This window comes from Cupriavidus sp. C2SS-8b (genome assembly GCF_057073745.1).
Genome location: NZ_CP172717.1, coordinates 2,573,832 through 2,593,249, shown reverse-complemented (window position 1 = coordinate 2,593,249; position 19,418 = coordinate 2,573,832). Strand labels below are relative to the sequence as shown.

At 68.6% G+C, this 19,418-nt stretch carries 16 protein-coding genes; 11 read left to right on the top strand and 5 right to left on the bottom strand.

All coding sequences use genetic code 11. The features are described from left to right. The first annotated feature begins 41 nt into the window (after positions 1 to 41). The 8 genes from ACIGJB_RS28655 (at position 42) to ACIGJB_RS28620 (ending at position 8,902) form a co-directional block, all read left to right on the top strand. Positions 42 to 1,295: a pilus assembly protein gene (locus ACIGJB_RS28655; protein ID WP_483734691.1), complete on the top strand. Its 1,254-nt coding sequence runs from the start codon at positions 42 to 44 to the stop codon at positions 1,293 to 1,295. Then, the gene (locus ACIGJB_RS28650) at positions 1,292 to 2,611 is read left to right on the top strand and encodes a TadA family conjugal transfer-associated ATPase (RefSeq protein WP_483733314.1); all 1,320 of its coding nucleotides are present in this window, start codon (positions 1,292 to 1,294) and stop codon (positions 2,609 to 2,611) included. Before ACIGJB_RS28655 ends, ACIGJB_RS28650 begins: the two co-directional genes overlap by 4 nt. Continuing rightward, positions 2,604 to 3,530, top strand: a complete 927-nt coding sequence (locus ACIGJB_RS28645) for a type II secretion system F family protein (protein ID WP_483733313.1) — start codon at positions 2,604 to 2,606, stop codon at positions 3,528 to 3,530. Before ACIGJB_RS28650 ends, ACIGJB_RS28645 begins: the two co-directional genes overlap by 8 nt. Positions 3,531 to 3,727: 197 nt before the next feature. Beyond that, the gene (locus ACIGJB_RS28640) at positions 3,728 to 4,573 is read left to right on the top strand and encodes a type II secretion system F family protein (RefSeq protein WP_483733312.1); all 846 of its coding nucleotides are present in this window, start codon (positions 3,728 to 3,730) and stop codon (positions 4,571 to 4,573) included. Next, positions 4,570 to 5,442, top strand: coding sequence for a tetratricopeptide repeat protein (locus tag ACIGJB_RS28635; RefSeq protein WP_483733311.1), 873 nt, complete (start codon positions 4,570 to 4,572; stop codon positions 5,440 to 5,442). The genes ACIGJB_RS28640 and ACIGJB_RS28635 overlap by 4 nt, the downstream gene beginning before the upstream one ends. Then, positions 5,439 to 5,801, top strand: coding sequence for a DUF3613 domain-containing protein (locus ACIGJB_RS28630; protein ID WP_483733310.1), 363 nt, complete (start codon positions 5,439 to 5,441; stop codon positions 5,799 to 5,801). The genes ACIGJB_RS28635 and ACIGJB_RS28630 overlap by 4 nt, the downstream gene beginning before the upstream one ends. After that, positions 5,798 to 7,489: a TadG family pilus assembly protein gene (locus ACIGJB_RS28625; RefSeq protein ID WP_483733309.1), complete on the top strand. Its 1,692-nt coding sequence runs from the start codon at positions 5,798 to 5,800 to the stop codon at positions 7,487 to 7,489. Before ACIGJB_RS28630 ends, ACIGJB_RS28625 begins: the two co-directional genes overlap by 4 nt. A 42-nt stretch (positions 7,490 to 7,531) precedes the next feature. Beyond that, complete coding sequence (locus tag ACIGJB_RS28620; RefSeq protein ID WP_483733308.1) at positions 7,532 to 8,902, top strand: sigma 54-interacting transcriptional regulator; 1,371 nt, start codon at positions 7,532 to 7,534, stop codon at positions 8,900 to 8,902. A gap of 15 nt (positions 8,903 to 8,917) precedes the next feature. Here the strand turns inward: ACIGJB_RS28620 and ACIGJB_RS28615 are convergent, their stop codons facing one another. Both ACIGJB_RS28615 and ACIGJB_RS28610 read right to left on the bottom strand, forming a co-directional pair. Beyond that, entirely contained in the window at positions 8,918 to 9,532 is a 615-nt protein-coding gene (locus ACIGJB_RS28615) for a c-type cytochrome (protein ID WP_483733307.1), read from the bottom strand. Between the two features lie 20 nt (positions 9,533 to 9,552). Beyond that, positions 9,553 to 11,232, bottom strand: coding sequence for an outer membrane protein assembly factor BamB family protein (locus ACIGJB_RS28610; RefSeq protein WP_483734690.1), 1,680 nt, complete (start codon positions 11,230 to 11,232; stop codon positions 9,553 to 9,555). Between the two features lie 353 nt (positions 11,233 to 11,585). Here ACIGJB_RS28610 and ACIGJB_RS28605 point away from each other — a divergent pair, with 353 nt between their 5' ends. Next, positions 11,586 to 12,251: an ankyrin repeat domain-containing protein gene (locus ACIGJB_RS28605; RefSeq protein WP_483733306.1), complete on the top strand. Its 666-nt coding sequence runs from the start codon at positions 11,586 to 11,588 to the stop codon at positions 12,249 to 12,251. 8 nt (positions 12,252 to 12,259) lie between these two features. Here ACIGJB_RS28605 and ACIGJB_RS28600 read toward each other — a convergent pair whose 3' ends face one another. After that, complete coding sequence (locus ACIGJB_RS28600; protein WP_483733305.1) at positions 12,260 to 13,333, bottom strand: YVTN family beta-propeller repeat protein; 1,074 nt, start codon at positions 13,331 to 13,333, stop codon at positions 12,260 to 12,262. 49 nt (positions 13,334 to 13,382) lie between these two features. Continuing rightward, on the bottom strand, positions 13,383 to 15,626 hold the full coding sequence (locus ACIGJB_RS28595; RefSeq protein WP_483733304.1) for a TonB-dependent receptor: 2,244 nt from the start codon (positions 15,624 to 15,626) through the stop codon (positions 13,383 to 13,385). Between the two features lie 299 nt (positions 15,627 to 15,925). Here ACIGJB_RS28595 and ACIGJB_RS28590 point away from each other — a divergent pair, with 299 nt between their 5' ends. After that, positions 15,926 to 16,690, top strand: a complete 765-nt coding sequence (locus ACIGJB_RS28590) for an NADPH-dependent F420 reductase (protein ID WP_483733303.1) — start codon at positions 15,926 to 15,928, stop codon at positions 16,688 to 16,690. 29 nt (positions 16,691 to 16,719) lie between these two features. On the opposite strand, the gene ACIGJB_RS28585 is transcribed toward ACIGJB_RS28590, so the two are convergent. Further along, positions 16,720 to 17,109 (bottom strand): GNAT family N-acetyltransferase, encoded by a 390-nt coding sequence (locus ACIGJB_RS28585; RefSeq protein WP_483712739.1) that lies wholly within the window; start codon positions 17,107 to 17,109, stop codon positions 16,720 to 16,722. Between the two features lie 184 nt (positions 17,110 to 17,293). Here ACIGJB_RS28585 and ACIGJB_RS28580 point away from each other — a divergent pair, with 184 nt between their 5' ends. Beyond that, positions 17,294 to 18,781, top strand: coding sequence for an AMP nucleosidase (locus ACIGJB_RS28580; protein ID WP_483734689.1), 1,488 nt, complete (start codon positions 17,294 to 17,296; stop codon positions 18,779 to 18,781). Positions 18,782 to 19,418 lie beyond the last annotated feature (637 nt).

Sequence of the window (19,418 nt, the reverse complement as noted above, 5' to 3'; positions counted from 1 at the left end):
CCCTCGTGCAACGCCATGTCTGACATGAAAGAGAGCGGATGATGGACCATTTTCTGCTGCACGCAACACAGGGCGATGTGCGCGACTGGCTCGGCGGGCTGCTGGGCGGCGCCGGTACGCTGATCATGGAAAGCCAGCCGGGCGAGACCTTTGTCGGCCGTGTCGGTGAACTGCGCCCGGGCCTGGTGTTCCTGCATTTTTCGCCGGAGCTCGCGCAGGCCTCGGCCAAGCTTGGCGAGCAGCTGACGCAGGTCTTCCCCGGCTTGCCGCTGGTGGCGGTTGGCCGTGCCGACGAGCCCGGCATGATGCTGGCCGCGCTGCGCATGGGCGTCAGGGACTTCATCGACCTGCGCGACGCGCCGGCCGACGCGATGGCCGTGGTGCGGCGCCTGATGGTGCCGCGCGACCAGGTGCGGCCGGTCGAAAGCGCGCGCCAGGGCAAGATCATGGTGCTGCTCGGCGCGCGCGCGGGCGTGGGCGTGACCACGCTGGCCGTCAACCTGGCCGCCGCGGCCCGCCGCCAGCTGGCCTGCGGCATGTCCGACAAGCCCGACGCACGCGCCGAAGTGCTGCTGCACGACCTGGGCCTGCCGGCGCGCGACGGCGCGCTCTACCTCAACCTGAGCCCGGGCTTCCACTTTGTCGAGGCCGTGCGCAACCGGCGCCGCTTCGACCAGGTGTTCGTGCAGACCGCGCTGTCGCGTCATGCCAATGGCGCTTGCGTCCTGCCCCTGCCGCCTTCGCTGGCCGAACTGCGCGACATCTCGTATTCCGACGCCACCGCGCTGCTGGACCGCCTGCGCGCGTACTTCGACCTGCAGATCGTCGACCTCGGCGGCTTCACCAATACCGAGTTCACGGCGCAACTCGTCAAGGCCGCGGACACCGTGGTGCTGGTCACCGAGCAGAGCGTCGGCGCGATCGTTTCCGCGGCCGAACTGGTGCAGGAACTCAAGACGCGCGAGGTCGAGCGCCAGGACCTGCACCTGGTCGTGTCGCGCTTCGACGCGCGCCTGGGCCTGGATGCCGACATGATCCGCCGCCGCGTGGACGTGCCTACGGTCGGCATCCTGCCCGAGCGCCGCGAAGCGCTGGTGCAGTCGGTCAACCGCGCGGCCGTGCTGGCCGATGATGTTCCCCAAGACCCCTACGTGCGAGCGCTGGTGGACCTGCTGTCCGACACCGGCTACCGCACGGTGCGCCTCACCGAGCCGGCGCTGCTGACCCGCATGCGCAACAAGCTGCCCGTCGCGTTGCGCGCCATGCGCATCGCCCTGCCTGGAAAACTGACATGACGCAAGCGATTGAATTCTCGGACAGTGTGCCCGCACCGTTCCCGGTCTCGCAGGAGTTCCACAACATCAAGGAGGCGGCGCACGAGCATTTGCTCACCCGCATCGAGGAGCTTGGCGCGGAGTTCGGCCGCTGGTCGCGCACCGCCATCCAGCGCTTCGTCGATCTTGAGCTGGAGAGCTTCACGCGGCTGCGGCGCATTCCGATCAACGAAGCGGAACTGCGCCAGATTGCCGAGGCGCTGACCAAGGAGCTGGCCGGCTTCGGCCCCATCGAAGACCTGCTCAACGACCCCGCGGTCGAGGACATCCTGGTCAACGGGCATATGGACGTGTATGTGTCCCGCCACGGCGTTCTCGAACGGATTCCGGTCCGGTTCGCCGACGGCGGCCACCTGCTGCGCATCGTGCGGCGCATCCTGGCCCCGATCGGGCGGCGCCTGGACGAGTCCAATCCCATGGTCGATGCGCGCCTGCCAGACGGCGGGCGTATCAACGTGATCGTGCCGCCACTGGCGCTGGAAGGCCCGGTGGTGTCGATCCGCAAGTTCCGCAAGGACCCGCTCACGCCGGCGGACCTGCAGTCGCTGGGCACCATGAGCCCGGAGATCTCGGAGCTGCTGGAGGCGGCCGTCAAGGCCCGCTGCAATATCCTGGTCAGCGGCGGCACCAGCTCGGGCAAGACGTCGCTGCTGAACGCGCTGGCCACGTTCGTGCCGGACGGCGAGCGCGTGATCACGATCGAAGATACGGCGGAGCTTGCGCTCAACCACCCGCACGTGGTGCGCCTGGAAAGCCGGCCCGGCGGTTTCGAGGGCACCGGCGTGGTGACCATTCGCGACCTGCTGCGCAACAGCCTGCGCATGCGCCCGGACCGCATCATCGTGGGCGAAGTGCGCGGCGGCGAGGTGCTGGAAATGCTGCAGGCCATGAGCACCGGCCACGATGGCTCGATGGGCACCATCCACGCCAGCAGCCCGCGCGAATGCCTGTACCGCCTGGAGATGCTGGCCGGCTTTGCCGGCTTCCAGGGCAGCGAGCTGAGCCTGCGCCGGCAGATCGCCAACGCGATCGATTTCATCGTGCAGATCGGGCGCCTGTCCAATGGCAAGCGCCGCATCCTGTCGATCACGGAAGTGACCGGGCTGGGCGACAACATCGTTTCCACGCAGGAGCTTTACCGCCACGAACCGTTCACGGGCCCGGACGGCGCCGAGGTCGACCGCTGGCTTTCGCTTGGCCTGAACCCGCATTCGCCCAAGCTGGCCCGCATGCGCCCGCAGGGCGGCTTCATGCTGGATGACCGCTTCGATGTCTAGCGCCGCACTGCTGCTCGTGGCCATCGCCCTGGTCATCACCGGCCTGGGGCTGTTGCTGCTGGCCAATGCCCAGTCGCGCGCGCGCAAGGAGCAGGCGGACGCGTTCCTGCGCGCGCAGACGGAGCAGGTCCGGCTGCGCTATGCGCCGGCCCAGGATCCCCAGCTTCAGCAAGCGCCGCGCGACCTGCGGCGACGCTGGCACGACATGCTGCGCCGTGCCGACCTGGCGCCTACACGGCGTAACTACCTGGCCGGCGGCGTGCCATGCGTGCTGCTGACGGTCGTGGGTCTCGCCGCGGGCGGGCTGGTCGGCGCCGCGGCCATGCTCACGGTTTGCGTGGCGGTCGTCGCGTTCGTGCTCTGGAACCGCGTGCGGCGCATCCGCCAGAAGCTGTTGCTGCAGTTGCCGGGCTTCCTCGATGGCGTGGTCCGGCTGATGGCCATCGGCAGCAGCGTGCCGGCGGCGTTCCAGAACTCCATTGCCAATACCGAGGCGCCGCTGCGCCAGTGCCTGGTCCAGGCCGTCCACCTGCAACGCGCCGGCAAGGAACTCGACCAGGCCGTGCTGCAGGTGGGCCGCACCTACCACGTCGAGGAACTGGTGCTGGTGGCCTCGGTGCTGCGCCTGTCGGTGCGCTACGGCGGACGGGCCGACGTGATGATGGAGCGTACCGCCGCCTTCATGCGCGACCGCGAGCAGGCCCAGCGCGAGCTGATGGCGCTGTCGGCCGAAACCCGGCTGTCGGCCTGGATCCTGGGCTTGCTGCCGCTGGTGGTGGCGGGTTCGCTGTTCGTGCTGAACGCGGGCTACATCCTGATGATGTGGCGCGATCCCACGGGCAAGACCATGCTGCTGAGCGCGCTGGGCCTGGAGGTGGCCGGGGCGTTCATGCTGTACCGGCTGGCCAAGTCGATCTGAAGGAACACCATGGACCGCGCCACCTTGATCTCCCTGAGCCTGCTTGCCGCCGCGTGCGGCGTGGCGGCGCTGACCGTGCCGCTGCTGGGCGAGTGGCGCAGGCGCCGGCTGGCCGCGCGCACCCTGGACTCCGCGCTGGCGCGGCGGGGGGCGCCACGAAGCCCGCGACGGGCGCGGCCGCCAGCGGCCAGGGCGCCATGCCGGCCGCCGCGCGGGCCGCGCCAGCGGGTGCGGTGCCCGCGCCGGGCGCGCAGGCCGGCGCCGCCGCGCAGCTGGGGGCGCGCCTGGGTGGGCGCCTCGACGAACACTGGCTCGATTCACGGCTGGGCCGCGCCGTGGTCTCGGCCGAGGACCAGCGCCTGCTCGAACAGTGCGGCTGGCATGGCCTGCGCGCGCGCGTGATATTCGGCATGCTGCGGCTCAACCTGCCGGCGCTGCTCGCCGTCGGCGCCGTGGCCTGGCATGCCAGGCAGGGCGTGCTGGTGTGCGCGGCCTGGGGCTTCGCCACCTTTGCCGTGTCGTACCTGGCGCCCAAGCACTACCTGAGTCGTCGCGCCGGCGCGCGGTCGCGCAGCGTCGAAGACGAACTGCCGGTGCTGATCGACATGCTGCGGCTGCTGCAGGGCGTGGGGCTTTCCATCGACCAGAGCCTGCAGATCATCGTGTCCGAGTTCGGCGCCATGCTGCGCGTGCTGGGCCCGGAACTGGCGTTGTCCAACCAGCAGTTCGCGTCGGGCCGCTCGCGCGAGCAGACGCTGCTGCGCATCGGCCGCCTGTTCGACAGCGAAAACCTGAAGGGGCTGATCACGCTGCTCACGCAGGTGGACCGTCACGGCGGCGCGGTGCAGGAGCCGCTGCGCCTGTTCGGCCAGCGGATGCAGGAAGCGCGCAAGTCGCGCATGAAGGAAGAGATCGGCAGGCTGACGGTCAAGATGACCAGCGTGATGGTGGTCAGCATGCTGCCGGTGTTGCTCATCATCACCGCGGGCCCGGGCTTTCTCGGGGTGATCCGCATGCTGGCACACATGGGGGGAACGAAATGACGCGAGCAGGCCTGCGCATATTGGGAAGGGCCGCGCCGGTGTGCGCGGCCGCCATGCTGGCAGCGTGCGCGACCGCCGACAACGGCACCGCGATGATGAACCAGCAGGCCGAGGCCCAGGTCGAGCTGGCCAAGCTGCGCGACAAGACCGCGCGTGCCGAATACAACGACCAGGCCGTCTACCTGGGCCTGATCCGCAAGATGCAGCAGGAAGGGCTCTACTTTGCCTCGCTCGCGCATATCGAGGTCTACCGGCAGCGCTTTGGCAACGGCTCGGAGATGCTGTCCATGCGCGCCGATGCGCTGCGCGAGACCGGGCAGGATGCCGCGGCGGTCGATGCCTACCGGCAACTGGCCAGCACCGCGCAAGGCGCGCAGGCCGCGCATGCCCGCCATGGCCTGGGCCTGGTTGCCGCGCGCCAGGGCGACTTTGCCCGCGCGGTCCTGGAACTGCGCGAAGCGGCCGCGCTCGACCCGGTCAATCCGCAGATCGCCGGCGACCTGGGCTTTGCGCTGATGCGGGTGGGCGCGCTGCAGGAAGCACGAGTGCCGGTCATGCAGTCGCTTGAACTCGATGCGCGCAATCCGCGCGCCATCAGCAATGCCGCGGTCTGGCTGATGGCCGACGGCAAGCGCAGCCAGGCGACGGCCATCATGCAGCGCGCCGCGCTGCCCGAAGCCACGCGCAGCGCCATCCGCAAGGAGGCCGATCGCGTGGCGCGCGCGGCTGCGGCGCGCGACCGTAATCCGCAACGGCCGGCACCCACGCGAGCGCCGGTGGCCAATGCCAGCGCGACCACCACCACCACCACCGTGGTGTCGATTGCCCGGCCCATCACCGTTGCCACCCAGGAAGGAGCCATCCCATGACACTCCGCACTTGCTTGGCGGCGCTGGCCGCGGGGGCGGCCCTGCAGGCACTGCCCGCGGCCGCGCAGGACGCGCCGCAACTTCCGCAGTCCGGAGTTCCCGGTCTGCCCGGTCTGCCCGATCCTTCCGCTGGCCGCCCGGTCGCTGGCGAAGTGGGCGCGGGCACCCGCGCCATCCTGGCGATCCAGCGGGAGGGCACGCAGGCCGGCGCGCTGGTGCCCATGACGGGCGAACAGGCGGCGCTGGGCTACCAGCGCTACCTCGACAGCTTCCGCTTCGCCTTGCCGCAGTTCTACACCGGGCAGGCCGATGCCACCACGGTGCGGGCCGGATCGGCCGGACAGCCCATCGGCCGATGACGTCGGGCCGGAGACGACCTTCCGCGCGCCAACGCGGCGCGGTCAGCACCGTGGCGGTGATCCTTACCGTCACGCTGGTGTTCGCCGCGCTGGTGTCGATCGATGTCGGGCATGTGTTCTTCCGCCAGCGCCAGTTGCAGAACATGGTCGACCTGGCCGCGCTTTCCGGCGCGCAACAGCTCAAGCTGGCGACCGATGCCGCCGCGCAGGGCGCGGGCGTACTCAGTACTGTGCAGAACATCGGCAGCCAGAATGGCTATCCATCGGGCATTGCCATGGGCTGCGCCAACGTCGCCGCGGGCGGTGCGGACGCCATGACGGCCTGCCTCGGCGTGTGGGACCCGGCGTACACCAGCGGCGCCGATACGGCACGGCATTTCAACGCGGCCTACGACGCGACCAGGCTCTCGCCCAATGCCGTGCGCGTGCAAGCCACGCAGACCGTGCCGATCCTGTTCGTGTTCCCCGGCGGCAAGTCGCGCCAGCTGCATGCGGAAGCCATTGCCAGCGGCAGCCCGCCGGTGGCGGCGTTTTCGCTGGGCAGCGGGCTGCTGGCGTTCAACTCGGCCAACAGCCTGCTGGGCCTGCTGCTGGGCAACTCGGTCAACTTCTCGGCGGCCGACTGGCAGGGCCTGCTCGATGCCAGCGTGACGCTGGACCAGCTCCGGCTCAAGCTCGGCGTGGGCACGGTGGCGGAGCTCCTGAACACCCGGCTCACCTTGCAGCAGTTCGATGCGCTGGTACTGGGCGCTGCGGGCAAGGATGCGCTGCTGACCACGGCCCTCGGCAGCCCGCCCACCCAGCTCGGGCTCAGCGGGGCATCGGCCAACATGACGCTCGCGCAGCTGATCGATCTCGGTGTGCTGGCCCCCGCGGCATCGTCGGCGGCGGAGGTCGGGCTGAACGTGGCGAACCTGCTGCTGGCCGGGGCGCAACTCGCCAATGGCAATGCCGCGCTGACGGTGCCGGTCACGGGTACGCTGCCGGCGGGTCTTGGCGGCCTGAGCGTAAAGCTGCGCGTGATCCAGCCGCCGGTGATGGCGGTCGGTCCGGCGCGCAAAGTCAGCGACAGCCCGGCGACCTGGCAGACCACCGCGCATACGTCGCAGGTAGGGCTGGCACTGGGCGCGAGTGTCAACACCGGCATCGTCAATCTCAACGTGCCGCTCTATGTTGAAGCGGCACGCGCGGACGCATCGCTCACCAGCCTGCAGTGCGCGGCCGCGCCGGCGGACCGGCGCGCCACGCTGCATGTCACGCCTTCGCTGGTGAATGCCTGCCTTGCCAATGCAGCGGGAACGGGGTGCGCGGGCGGGGCCGTCAAAATTGGTACGGTAAGTCTGGTCCTGTTCCCGTTACTTGACGTCTGGGCCTATGACAACCCGCAGCAGGCCGTCGGCGCCGGTACGGACGTCACGCTGGCGCCGGGCGGGCATGCGCAAATTGGCAGTGGCGACCCCGTCGGCGGCGTGCTGCAGAATTTGCTGAAATTGCAGCTCGAGGCAAGGCTGCTCGGCTCGCCGTACCTGGGCGTCGACCTGAGCATCGTGACGCCAGTCCTGGCGCTGCTCGGCACCGCCCTGGACAGCGTCCTTGTTCCCTTGTTGGGCTCCTTGGGCCTGCAACTCGGCACCGCCGATCTCTGGCTGCACAACATTGATTGCAACAATGCCGAACTGGTGTACTGAGCCTTGACCGCGACCCATCGCCTGATCTGATAGCAGAATCCAATGAATAGTGACCGCTGGGCCTACGAAAACCTCGAAGTCTACGTCTGGGAAGGCAAGTACGAGATTGCCGACCGCGTGACGCGCTTCCTGTCGCCGCTTGGCGTGGACGTGATCCGCGCGGGAGCGCTCGAAGCCATGCCGACCGCGGCGCGCACCAAGCCGTGCGTGGCGGTGATCAGCGTCTCGGTGATCGGCGCGGCGCGCTTTACCGCACTCGACTGGGAAGCCGCGCATGGCATGCCGGTGATCTGGGTGGCGGTGCCGGGCCGCGAGGCCGATCCCGGGCGCTTCCCGCCCGAGTATGCGCACATCCTGGCCGACGACTTCACCGGCGCGGACCTGCGCAACCAGATCGGACGATTGTTGCCGCAATTGATGGCCGCGCAGGATGCGGGGGCGCCGCACGCCGACCTGGTGGCCGGCTCACCGGCCATGCAGCAACTGCTCTCGCATGTCGACACCTTTGCCGACTTCAGCAGCAACGTGTTGCTGTACGGCGAGACCGGGGCCGGCAAGGAGCGCATCGCGCAGCTCTTCCATGAGCGCAACCAGACCTACGGCAAGGGCCCGTTCGTGCCGGTGAACTGCGGTGCCATTCCGGACGGGCTGTTCGAATCGCAGTTCTTCGGCCATGCCAAGGGGGCGTTCACCGGCGCATCGTTCGCGCACCGGGGCTTTTTCGAGCAGGCCAATGGCGGCACGCTGTTCCTCGACGAGATCGGCGACCTGCCGCTGTTCCAGCAGGTCAAGCTGCTGCGCGTGCTGGAAGAGAACGTGGTGACCCGGCTCGGTTCGACCATGAACGTGAAGCTTGATTTCCGGCTGGTGGCAGCGACCAACAAGGACTTGCGCGATGCCGTGCGGCAGGGCCGGTTTCGCGCCGACCTGTTTTTCCGCCTGGCAGTGATCGAGATGCGGATCCCCAGCCTGGAAGAGCGCGGCATGGCCGACAAGGTTGCGCTGCTGACGTCCTTCCTGCGCCACATGCTGGGGCCCGCCGCCTTCGACGCCTTGCCGCCGATGCCGGACTGGCTCAAGGGCGCGGTCGGCACCGCGTTCTTCGCCGGCAACGTGCGCGAGCTGCGCAACCTGGCCGAGCGCGTGGGCATTGCCGCGCGCCAGGCGGGCGACTGGGACCCGGACCGCATCCGCCCGTTCTTCTCCATGCTGCACCCCGGCGCCTTCGACGGCAGCGACCGCCAGGCCGACTGGCGCGCCGACGGGGAGGAACGCCGCCGCATCCTGGCCGCGCTCGACGCCAATGGCTGGCGCCGCCAGGACACCGCCGCCAGCCTGGGCATCAGCCGCAAGGTGCTGTGGGAAAAGATGCGCAAATACCAGATTGCCGACAGCGAGGCCGAGCCGGCCTGAGCGCCTGGCGGCGCCCTAGTTCAGGTTGGTGACGTAGTTCGCAAGGTTGCGGATATCGTCGTCGCTCAGGTTGCGCGAGACGCTGGTCATGTTGCCGGCGTCGTTGGTGCGCTTCTTGGCGCGGAAGTCTTCGAGCTGCTTCACGATATACGCGTACTGCTGCCCGGCCACGCGCGGGATCTCGTTCTGGCCGGCGAATCCGCCAAGGTGGCACATGGTGCACAGCACTTCCTCGGACTTCTTGCGGCCGGCCTCCACGCGCGCGGCGTCCACCTTGTAGGTGGAGGGCATCGGCTTCTGCTCGGCGAAGTAGTCGGCCAGGTCCTGCATGTCCTGGCGCGAGAGCGGCGCGGCCATCGGCGACATGACCGGATCGCTGCGGCGGCCTTCCTTGAAGTCGCGCAACTGCAGGGTGAGGTAGCGTGCGGTCTGGCCGGCCAGCACTGGGTAGGCCGGGTTGGTCGAGTTGCCTTGCGGCCCGTGGCAGGCCACGCACACCTGCGCCTTGGCCTGTCCCGCGGCGGCGTCCGCGCGTGCCAGGCCGCTCGCGCCGCCGGCGCACAGCAGCAAGCCAAGCGCCAGCAGCCGCCCCGAGGGGCGGCTGCGGCGCGGTGGGTTCAGGTCTGTCATGAACGTTGCCGGCGTAGGGCTTACTGCACGGCAAAGACAAAGATGCTGTTGCCGCGCTTGAAGTCGAGCTGCGTATTGCCGCCCGCGGCCACGGCGATGTACTGCTTGCCGCCGACCATGTAGGACACCGCCGGCGCATTGACGCCCGCGCCGCACTGGAACTCCCACAGCTTCTTGCCGGTGGCGGCGTCAAAGGCGCGGAACAGGCCATTGCCTTCGCCGTTGAACACCAGGCCGCCCGCGGTGGCCAGCACGCCACCGATCAGCGGCTGCTCGGTCTTGAAGTCCCACTTCACCTTGCCCGTGTCGATATTGACGGCCGACAGCTTGCCCCACTGCTGCTCGCTCGGGATCGTCTTGAAGGCGCCGCCCAGCCAGAGCTTGCCGCCCGGGTACGGCGCGTCTTCCACCTGGTACGTCATCGGCTGGTGCAGGTTGGCCGCATAGGCCAGGCGCAGCTTCGGGTTGAAGGCCATCGGCGACCATTCCACGCCGCCGTTGGCGCCGGGCAGCATGCGCGCGCCGGCAGGCGTCGGCAGCGTCCACATGTTTTCCTGCGGCACCATGGCGTCGGAGAAGCGGATCAGGCGTCCGTCGCGGCGATCATGCACGTAGACGTGGCCGGTCTTGCCGCCGTGGATCACGCCGGGAACCATGGCGCCCTTCTCGTCGCGCACGTCGACCAGGATCGGCGGGCTGACCGCGTCGAGGTCCCAGACGTCATGGGCGATATATTGCGAGTGCCACTTGTAGGCGCCGGTGTTCAAGTCGACGGCGACGAGCGAATCGGTGTAGAGGTTGTCGCCGGGGCGGATCGCGCCGTACAAGTCAGGCGACGGGTTGCCCACGACGAAGATCACGAGCTTGTTGGCGCGGTCGACCGCCGGCGCCATCCACACGCCGCCGCCGAGGGTCTTGTAGAAGTCGCCGCCCTTGTCGGCCAGCATCTTCTTCTCGGCGGCGATGTCGCGCTTCATGTCGCGGCCGGTGGCGTCCTTGGTGGCCCAGACGCCTTCATGGCCCTTGTCGGGAATCGTGTAGAAGGTCCACAGGAGCTTGCCGTCGTTGGCACCGAACGCCTTGACGAAGCCGCGGATGCCGTATTCGCCGCCATTGGTGCCGATCAGGATCTTGTCGTCGACCACCACCGGCGCCATGGTTTCCGAATAGCCCAGTTCAGGATCGGCGATTTGCGTTTCCCACAGCAGCTTGCCGGTCTTCGCGTCCAGCGCCACCAGCTTGGCATCGAGCGTGCCCATGTAGAGACGGTCGCCGCTGATCGCCACGCCGCGGTTGTTGGGGCCGCAGCAGAACGTCGTGACCGGACCCATCTTGTGCTTGTAGTGCCAGAACTCCTTGCCGGTCACCGCGTCGACGGCGTAGACGTGGTTATATGACGTGGTCAGGAACATCACGCCGTTGACGACGATGGGCGCGGTTTCCATCGACTCCATCACGGCAGTCTGGAACACGAACGCGGGCCGCAGCTTGGCGACGTTCTTCGTGTTGATCTGGCTGCCGGCGTAGTAGCGCGTCTGGCCGTAGGAGCCGTTCGAGTGCAGCCAGTCGTTGCTGTTGGTCAGTGCGCCATCGAGCTGTGCCTGGGTGACAGGACGCAGAGCGCCGGACATCGGCGACCCCGCGGTGGTCGCGCCGCCCTGTATCTCCTCGGCGCCGTAGGCGGCGCAGGCAAGGGTCATGAGCAGCAGAGGAAGGGCATGCCGGGAGAGACGACGGACAGAGAGCATGGGACGCTCCTTTTTTCGATCTTGTAGCCCGGGCGCGCCTGTTTCGTGCGCCGGTGCACGGCGCGCGCAAGGACATCGGCGCGGCGCACAGATTGGCCCGGCCGCGCAACGAAGTGGTCCGAGGTGAGGGCAGTATAGGCAAGAATGTGCACAAGACAACCAATACGCGCGGCCTTATGCGGCGCGGGCGCAAGTCGCGCATTCTCCGTGCATTGCAGCATTCCACGCTGCGCTTGAATTTGTGCTTTGCGCACACCAAACTCTTAGCGGTAGCCGCACCGGCCACAGCCTGAAGGAGTCGCAGGATGAACCGCGCAGTGCAGAGAGTTTCCAGGTTGGGGCTGTGCCTGCTCGGGGCAATGTGCCTGCAAGCGCCAGTCCGGGCCCAGGATGACGTCAGTCTGAATGCCCGCCTGCTGGCGTCGGCCCGCGCGGGCGACGAGGCCGGCGTGCGCGGCGCGCTGCAGCAAGGCGCCGCGGTCGATTCGCGCAACCGCATCGGCGACACCGCGCTGATCACCGCGGCCAAGCGCGGGCTGACCGGCATGGCGCGCACGCTGGTCGATCATGGCGCCAATGTCAGCCAGCCGAACCTGCAGGGTGTCACGCCGCTGATGGCGGCGGCGTTCGGCGGCTACCAGGACATCACCGCGATGCTGCTGGAACGCCATGCCGATCTCAACGCGGCGGACCGCATCAGCAAGACCGCGATGGTCTACGCTGCCGGGCAGGGCCAGGCTGGCGTGGTGAAGCAGTTGCTCGATGCCGGCGTGGATGTCAACGCGCGCTACCAGCATGGGCTCACGGCACTGATGTGGGCGGCCGGCTATGACAAAGGTGAGGTCGTGCAGCTGCTGCTGTCGCGCGGTGCCGATGCGGCGCTGCAAGACGACCGCGGGCTGACCGCACGCGCGATTGCCGAGCAGGCCGGCGCGAAGGCAGCGGCGGCCGTCATGGCCGCGCGCCAGTAGCTTGTCTGTCAGGGGGCGTCGATCGAACCGATGCTTTTCGGATAGGTCACCACGCCCCATGCGAGCGGCAGGCCGTCGATTTGCTGCACCGGCTGGTAGGTGCGCGCGTCGAACACCTGCACGGCATTGGAGCGCCCGCACGCGACCAGCAGGCGGGCGTCGTCGGGCGTGAAACTGAAATGCCAGCAGCGCTTGCCTACGGCAATATCGGCCAGCGGCGCATAGCTTTGTCCATCGAACACCTGCAGCGTGTCCGCGCGCGAGGCCGCCACGAACACGCGGGCGCCGCTGCGATCGAACGTGATGCCATAGGGCCCGGTGCGCGTTGGCACTGTGCGCAGCACGCGGTAGTCGTCGGCGGCCAGCACCAGGAACGCGTTGGCCGATTCCAGCGTCACCACATAGCGGCTGCCGTCCGGGCTCGCGCGGATGCCGCGCGGACGGGAGCCCGCGGGCATGGACAGCCGCTGCAGCTGCCGGCCGCTCGCCTTGTCGTAGACGGTGACCGTATCGTCGCCCTCATTGGTGACCAGCATCAGCCGCCCGTCGCGCGAGAACTCGATGCCCTCTGTTTCCAGGCCGCTGCGGATGGTGCGCGCCACGCGCCAGGTCCGCAGGTCGACGACGGCGATTTCGGCTGGCAGCGTCGAGTCGTCGTCCTTCTTGCCCGCTTGCGCGGGCGGCGTCGGTGCGCCAGGCTTTCCCGGTGGCCCGGCGCGCTCGCCGGGCTCGAAGGTGACGAAGGCCTGGTCGCCGGCCACGCGCACGAACTCCGGGTTCTGGCCGATCGGCACGCGCCTCACTTCCTTGCCGGCCGCGACGTCGATCACCGACATATCGCCGGTGTCCTTGTTGGCCGTCAGCAGGTACTTGCCGTCCGGGGTCAGTCCCAGCCCGCGCGGCCCCTTGCCCGCGATGGCCGGACCCGGCAGCCGTTCCATGCGGTCGAGGTCGATCACGGCGATGCCGGCCCCTTCGGTCGAGACAAAGGCCAGCGCCGCGCGGGCCTGGCCCGTCCCGGCCAGCGCGGCGGCAAGCCCCAGCAGCGCGGCGGCACACCGGAATGTCGAGGGTGAGGTCATGACGGCTCCTTGGCGGGAAATGGGTGATATCGGGGTGTGACGACGCGGTTCATCGCCCGTCCCACTCGTAGCGCACGCCGACCAGGAACAGCCGCGGCGCACCGGGCGCGACAAAGCGCTCCACCGGCACCGCGGCGCCCGGCTGCAGCAGCGCTCCGCCCGGGAACAGGTTATAGCCGGCCTGGCCATAGGTGGCGTAGCGCCGGTCGAACACATTGTCGATGCGGCCGTAAACCTGCCAGCGCGGCAGGAACTGCCAGCTCGCGCGCAGGTTCAGCAGCAGGTAGCCGCCGGTAGCGGACAGGCCCGGGTTCTGCGCGCTAAGCGCGCCATCCTCGTTGCCGGCCACCGGCCGCGACGACGACACCAGCAGGTCGCCGCCCACGCTCAGCGCCGCGGTGGCGCGCCAATCGGCGCCAAGCTTGAAACTATGCAGCGGGATGCCCGCCATGCGCGTGCCGGGCTGCACTGCCACCGGCGCCGCAAACGGCGTCTGCAGCGTTCCCTGGGCCTGGTAGGTGGCCTGCGTATAGCTGTAGCCCGCGCGCAGCGTCAGGCGGCCGAGGCGCTGGCGCACGCCCAGTTCCACGCCCTGGTTGCGCGTCTTCGGAAAGTTGGAGAAGTACCCCAGCGGGCTGACCGGGGAACGCTGGAACACGATGTCGTCGCGATTGTCGCTGCGGTACAGCGCCAGCGTGATCTCGCTGGCGTCGGCAGGCTGCCAGCGCCCGCCGAACTCCAGCGTGCGCGTGACCACCTGGCGCAGGAACGGGTCGGCCTGCAGCCCCGTGGGCAGCTGGCAGGCGTTGGCGGGATCGGCGCAGCCGAGCTCGATGGCCGTCGGCATGCGCGTGCCCTGCGAGGCCGAGCCGAACAGAACCAGCCGGTCGAGCAGCCGGTGCGTCAGGCCCAGGGAAGGGTTGATCCGTGAATAGGTGAAACGCTCGTCGGACTGCGTGGGGAGGCTGAGCAGCGTATGGCGGCGGCCCTGGTTCCAGCGTGCGGCCAGCGTCAGGAAGGTGCCTTCGAGCAAACGCATGGTGTCGGTGGCAAACAGGCCCACGGTGCTGTCGCGTCCGTCCAGCGCGGCCTGCGTCAGTACCGGCGCGCCGGCATCGGCAACCGTATTGCGGGCATCGTCGAAGCTGGCCTGCTGCGTGGTCTGCGTGTAGCGCGAACGGTTCAGGTCGAGCGCGGCGCCCAGCGCGAAGCGGTGGGTCTCGCCGTCATGCGACCATTGCATCGACGCGCCGTAGCTGGTCTCGCGCACCGTGGCGCTGTTGTGCACGGCATTGGCAGGCGCATCGTCGGCCTCGCATTCAGCGCTGCCGCCCTGGCCCTGGCAGCCGAGCGCGGTGTCGAGGTAGCCGTCGCTGATATCGCCGCTGTTGGCGCGGGTGCGGGTCTGCCGCATGTAGAGGGTCAGCTGCAGCTGGTCCTGCGCGTTGAACTGGTGCGCGCCGTTGAGGGCCATCTGCAGCGACCGCGACCGCGTCACGTCGGGCGCGGTGTAGATCGCGCGGCGGTCGGCGGCATAGAGGCTGTCCGGCATCAGGCCATTGCCGCTCAGCCGGCTGTCGCTGCCCAGCACGCTCACGTTCCATTGCGTGCCGCTGGTGGAGCGGCCGAGCTTCAAGAACAAGTTGCCCAGGTCGCTGTCCGAGCGGTCGCGCCAGCCGTCCTCGCGCCAGCCCGTGCCGGCAACGTAGGCGTGCCAGCCATCGCCAAGCCTCTGGCCGGCGCTGACATCGAGGCGCGCACGGCCGTAGCTGCCCAGGCTCAGGTCGGTCTCCACGCCCGGGTGGGTCTCGCCGGACTTGGTCTGCAGCGCCAGCGCGCCGCCCAGCGTATTGAGCCCGTAGAGCGGATTGCTGCCCGGCACCAGCGTAATGGTGGCGAGTGCGGCCTCCGGGATCGCGGCCCAGTGGATGACATCGCCCAGCGCCGCGTTCTGGCGCACGCCGTCCAGGTACAGCGACAGCCCTTGCGCGGACCCGAGCGTGGGGGACAGCCGGTAGCCGCGATAGAGGATGTCCTGCGCGAACGGATTGCCCTGCCCGTCGTTGACTACCACGCCGGTCATGGTTTCGGCCAGGAAGGCCGACAGGTTCGGGGCCTTGACCCGTTCCAGGTCGCCGTCGGTCGCGGTCTGTGCATTGCCGGCAAAGGCCTGCCGCTCGATCGTGAAGCCCGGCAGCGGGGTCGGCGCGACGACCGTGACTTCGCGCAGGTTGTGGACCTGGTCGGCGGCTGTTTCGTTCGTCTCTTGCTGCGCTGCCACAGACCATGACACGGGCAGCGCCAGGGCGCCCAGGCAGGGCACGAGCCGGAGCGGACGAGTGCGGCAACGAGTGCGGCAACGGCTGCGGGCCATGGGCTCCCTGTCGCGCTGCGTCGCGCGGGCAAATTGCTGCGGGCTGGACGTAAGTGACTGCGAGTGGCGCAAATGCTACCTAATCTAGTTCAGCGGGCAGGGACTGCCAAGTTGCGCGGCGGTGGGCCCGCTGTTTTTTGCCTAGAGTTTTCAGGTGGGCCCGGGGTTGCGCGCGGGCCGCGTCTTGCGTCCCGTCTCGCGAACAGGAGGAACCGCCCATGCCGATCACCGCAACCGATGTCGATCACGACCGCCGCCGCCTGCTTGGCGCCGCTGCCCTCGCCATGCTCGGCCTGGGCGCCTGCGCGCAAGGCGGCGTGGGCAGCGTTGGAAGCGGTGGAAGCGGTGGCGGGCAGCCGGTCAGGATCGGCGTGATCGGGTCGGGGCGGATAGGCGGGACCGTCGGCGGCCTGTGGGTGAAATCGGGCCATCCGGTGTTGTTCTCCTCGCGCCATCCCGAGTCGCTGAAGGCGCTGGTCGATGCGCTGGGCCCGCTGGCGCGCGCGGGCACGGTCGCCGACGCCATTGCATTCTCGGACGTGCTGTTCCTGGCGACCCCTTACAAGGCGCTGCCCGAACTCGGCCAGGAGAACCCCGGCGCCTGGCGGGGCAAGATCGTTCTGGACGCGACCAATGCCATCGTCCCCAAGGACGGCGCCATGGCCGAGGAGGCGCAGCGCAACGGCATCGGCATCACCACGAGCAAGTACCTCGCGGGTGCGCGCGTGGTGCGCGCGTTCAACTTCATGGGCGCGGCCAACTTCGCCAGGGAACACCATCGCGAGGGCGAACGCATCGCGGTGCCGATTGCCGGCGATGACCCGGCCGCGCTGCGCGTGGCGGAGCAGCTCGTGCGTGATGCGGGGTTTGAACCGGTGGTGGTGGGGCCGCTGGCCAGCGCGGACAAGTTCGCGCCCGGCGGGCCGCTGTTCCGCCAGATCGGCAGCGTGGAGGAGATGCGCAGGAAGATGGGCGTGCAGTAGGCTGGTTGCCGCCAATGGCGGCGACAGGCTCAGGGCCGGCGGCGTTCCATCGCTACCATTGACGGCGTGAAGCCGAGCTGGCCGAAGAACGCCGCTTCGGACGAGCGCGCGGCGCGCAGGACCCAGATGATGTCGGGATCGTTGCCCATGACCTGGCGCACCAGCGCCCGGCCGATGCCCTGGCGGCGATGGCTGGGTGCGACGACGACCATCGACAGGAAGCCATCGGAGACGTCATCGCAAAGCGCGCGCGCGAAGCCGACGATTTCACCCTTGTCGACGGCCACGGCCACATGCTGCGAATTTGCGACCAGGCGGGCGAAGCGTTCGGCGCTGCCTACGCGGTTGTTCCAGCCGTTGGCGATCAGTAGCTGCCTGGCGGCTTCGACCTCTCCAGGCAACAGATTACGGATTTCCATCGGCGGCTCCCCTAGCAAACGCATGTACGGCCCATCGCAGCCCCCTGCCAGGGGCGCCGCGAGTCGAGTACGGCACGGGAAGCCCGGCCGCGCAATTGGCGGAGTGTAGCGAGCGGGGGCAGGCACGTCAATTTGCCACCGCACGCACGCGGTGGCCGCGCCGCTGGCGCTGCCGCGCGGTATGATGGCTGGCATGAACGCCCCCATCTTCTCTTCTGCCCACCCGGCCGATCAGTTGGCTGAGTTCTCCGACGCCGACGCGGCGCTGGCCCGGATCCGCGAGATCTACAACGCTTCGGTGAGCGCGGTGCGCGCGCGCTTCGATGCGTTCGCCACGGGCAAGCCGCTGCCCTCGGCGGCCCACGCGTGCTACCCGTACCTGGGCATCTCCGTGAACATCGAAACCATGGTGACCGACAGCCGGCCATCATGGGGCACGGTGGCCTATCCCGGGGTCTATGGCACCACGGTGACGCGCCCGGACCTGCTCGCCGATTACTACCGCGACCAGATCGAACGGCTGATGCGCTACCACCGCGTGCCCGTGGTGGTGGGCCTGAGCCGCAGGCCGATTCCGCTGCCGTTCGTGATCGAAGCTTCCACCACCGACATCAGCTACACCCAGGCGCGCGAACTCGAAGTGTCGTTCGTGCTGCCGGAGCTGAGCCGCATCGACGATGCCATTGCCAATGGCACGTTCGAGCCGGTGCCCGGCGAAGCGTGGCCGCTGTCGCTGTTCCCGGCCGAGCGCGTGGACCTGGCCTTGCAGCGCCTGTACCACTACACCGGCACCGCGCCCCAGCATTTCCAGCGCTTCGTGCTGTTCACCAACTACCAGCGCTACGTCGACGAATTTATCGCGCTCGGCCGCTCGCTGATGGCCAGCAGCGACGGCGGCGGGTACGCGCGCTTTGTCGAGCCCGGCGACGTGGTGCAGGAGCTTGGCGCGGCCGAGCCCGACGACGCCGACCGCCCGCGTGCGCTGCCGCAGATGCCGGCCTATCACCTGGTGCGCGACGACAAGCTCGGCGTGACGCTGGTCAACATCGGCGTGGGCCCGTCAAATGCCAAGACCATGACCGACCACCTGGCCGTGCTGCGTCCGCACTGCTGGATGATGGTGGGCCATTGCGGCGGCCTGCGGCGCTCGCAGCAGCTTGGCGATTACGTGCTCGCCCACGCCTATGTGCGTGACGACCACGTGCTCGACCATGACCTGCCGCCGTGGGTGCCGGTGCCGCCGATCGCGGAGATCCAGGTGGCGCTGCAGGAAGCGGTGGCGCGCATTACCGGGCTGTCGGGCGGCGAGATGAAGACGCGCATGCGCACGGGTACGGTGGTGTCCACCGACGACCGCAACTGGGAGCTGAAATCGAAGGCGCTGTATGCGCGCTTCAACCAGTCGCGCGCGATCGCCATCGACATGGAAAGCGCGACTGTGGCGGCCAACGGCTTCCGCCTGCGCGTGCCCTATGGCACCTTGCTGTGCGTGTCGGACAAGCCGTTGCACGGCGAGCTCAAGCTGCGCGGCATGGCCAATGCGTTCTATCGCCAGCGGGTCAGCCAGCATATGACCATCGGCCTGGAAGCGGTGCGCATTTTGCGCGAGAACGGCGTTGAACAGCTGCATTCGCGCAAGTTGCGGAGCTTTGACGAGCCGGCGTTTCGCTGAATTGGCGGCCGGTGAACCCAAAAAAGTTCTTAGATTGCGGGGACGGCGTGCTTGGCTGGCGCCGCTGTTTCGCCGGCGTAGCCGGCGAGTATCTTCTTGTCCAAGCGACAAGAAGTCACCAAGAAGCGCGTTTACGTGGTCGACGAACGGCCCGATGGGTAAAGACGGTACAGGGCATAGCCACACTGCCTGCCGCGTAGATGATCAGGATAGACACCTCAGATGAGCGAACCCGGATTACTTGGTGGCTCCTCCTAACCCCGCCATCGGTAGGACGCCTACGGCTGCGCTGCGCGCACTCGGTGAAAACCGAAGGGGAATGGCAGAGGGGAAAGGGAAGCACCGGCCTCTGCGCCGTTGATGTCGTCCCGCCTGCCAACTACTGAGCCGCGCAGCAGCCGAAGGCGATGATGCGATATCGCTCGCAGTGTCGGGCCACGGACAGGTTCGGGGCTGGTTCAATCATTGTTGGAGAGCCTGCATACGGACGCGCACCACGCGGCAGGCAGCCGGGCAGACTCTGAAGCGAGTACCCGTACAACACCCTCAGCACACTACGATCAATATTCGCCCGTTAGGGCAAGCGACGCGTTTCTTTGCTTACTTTCTTGTCGCTTGGACAAGAAAGTGAGTCGCC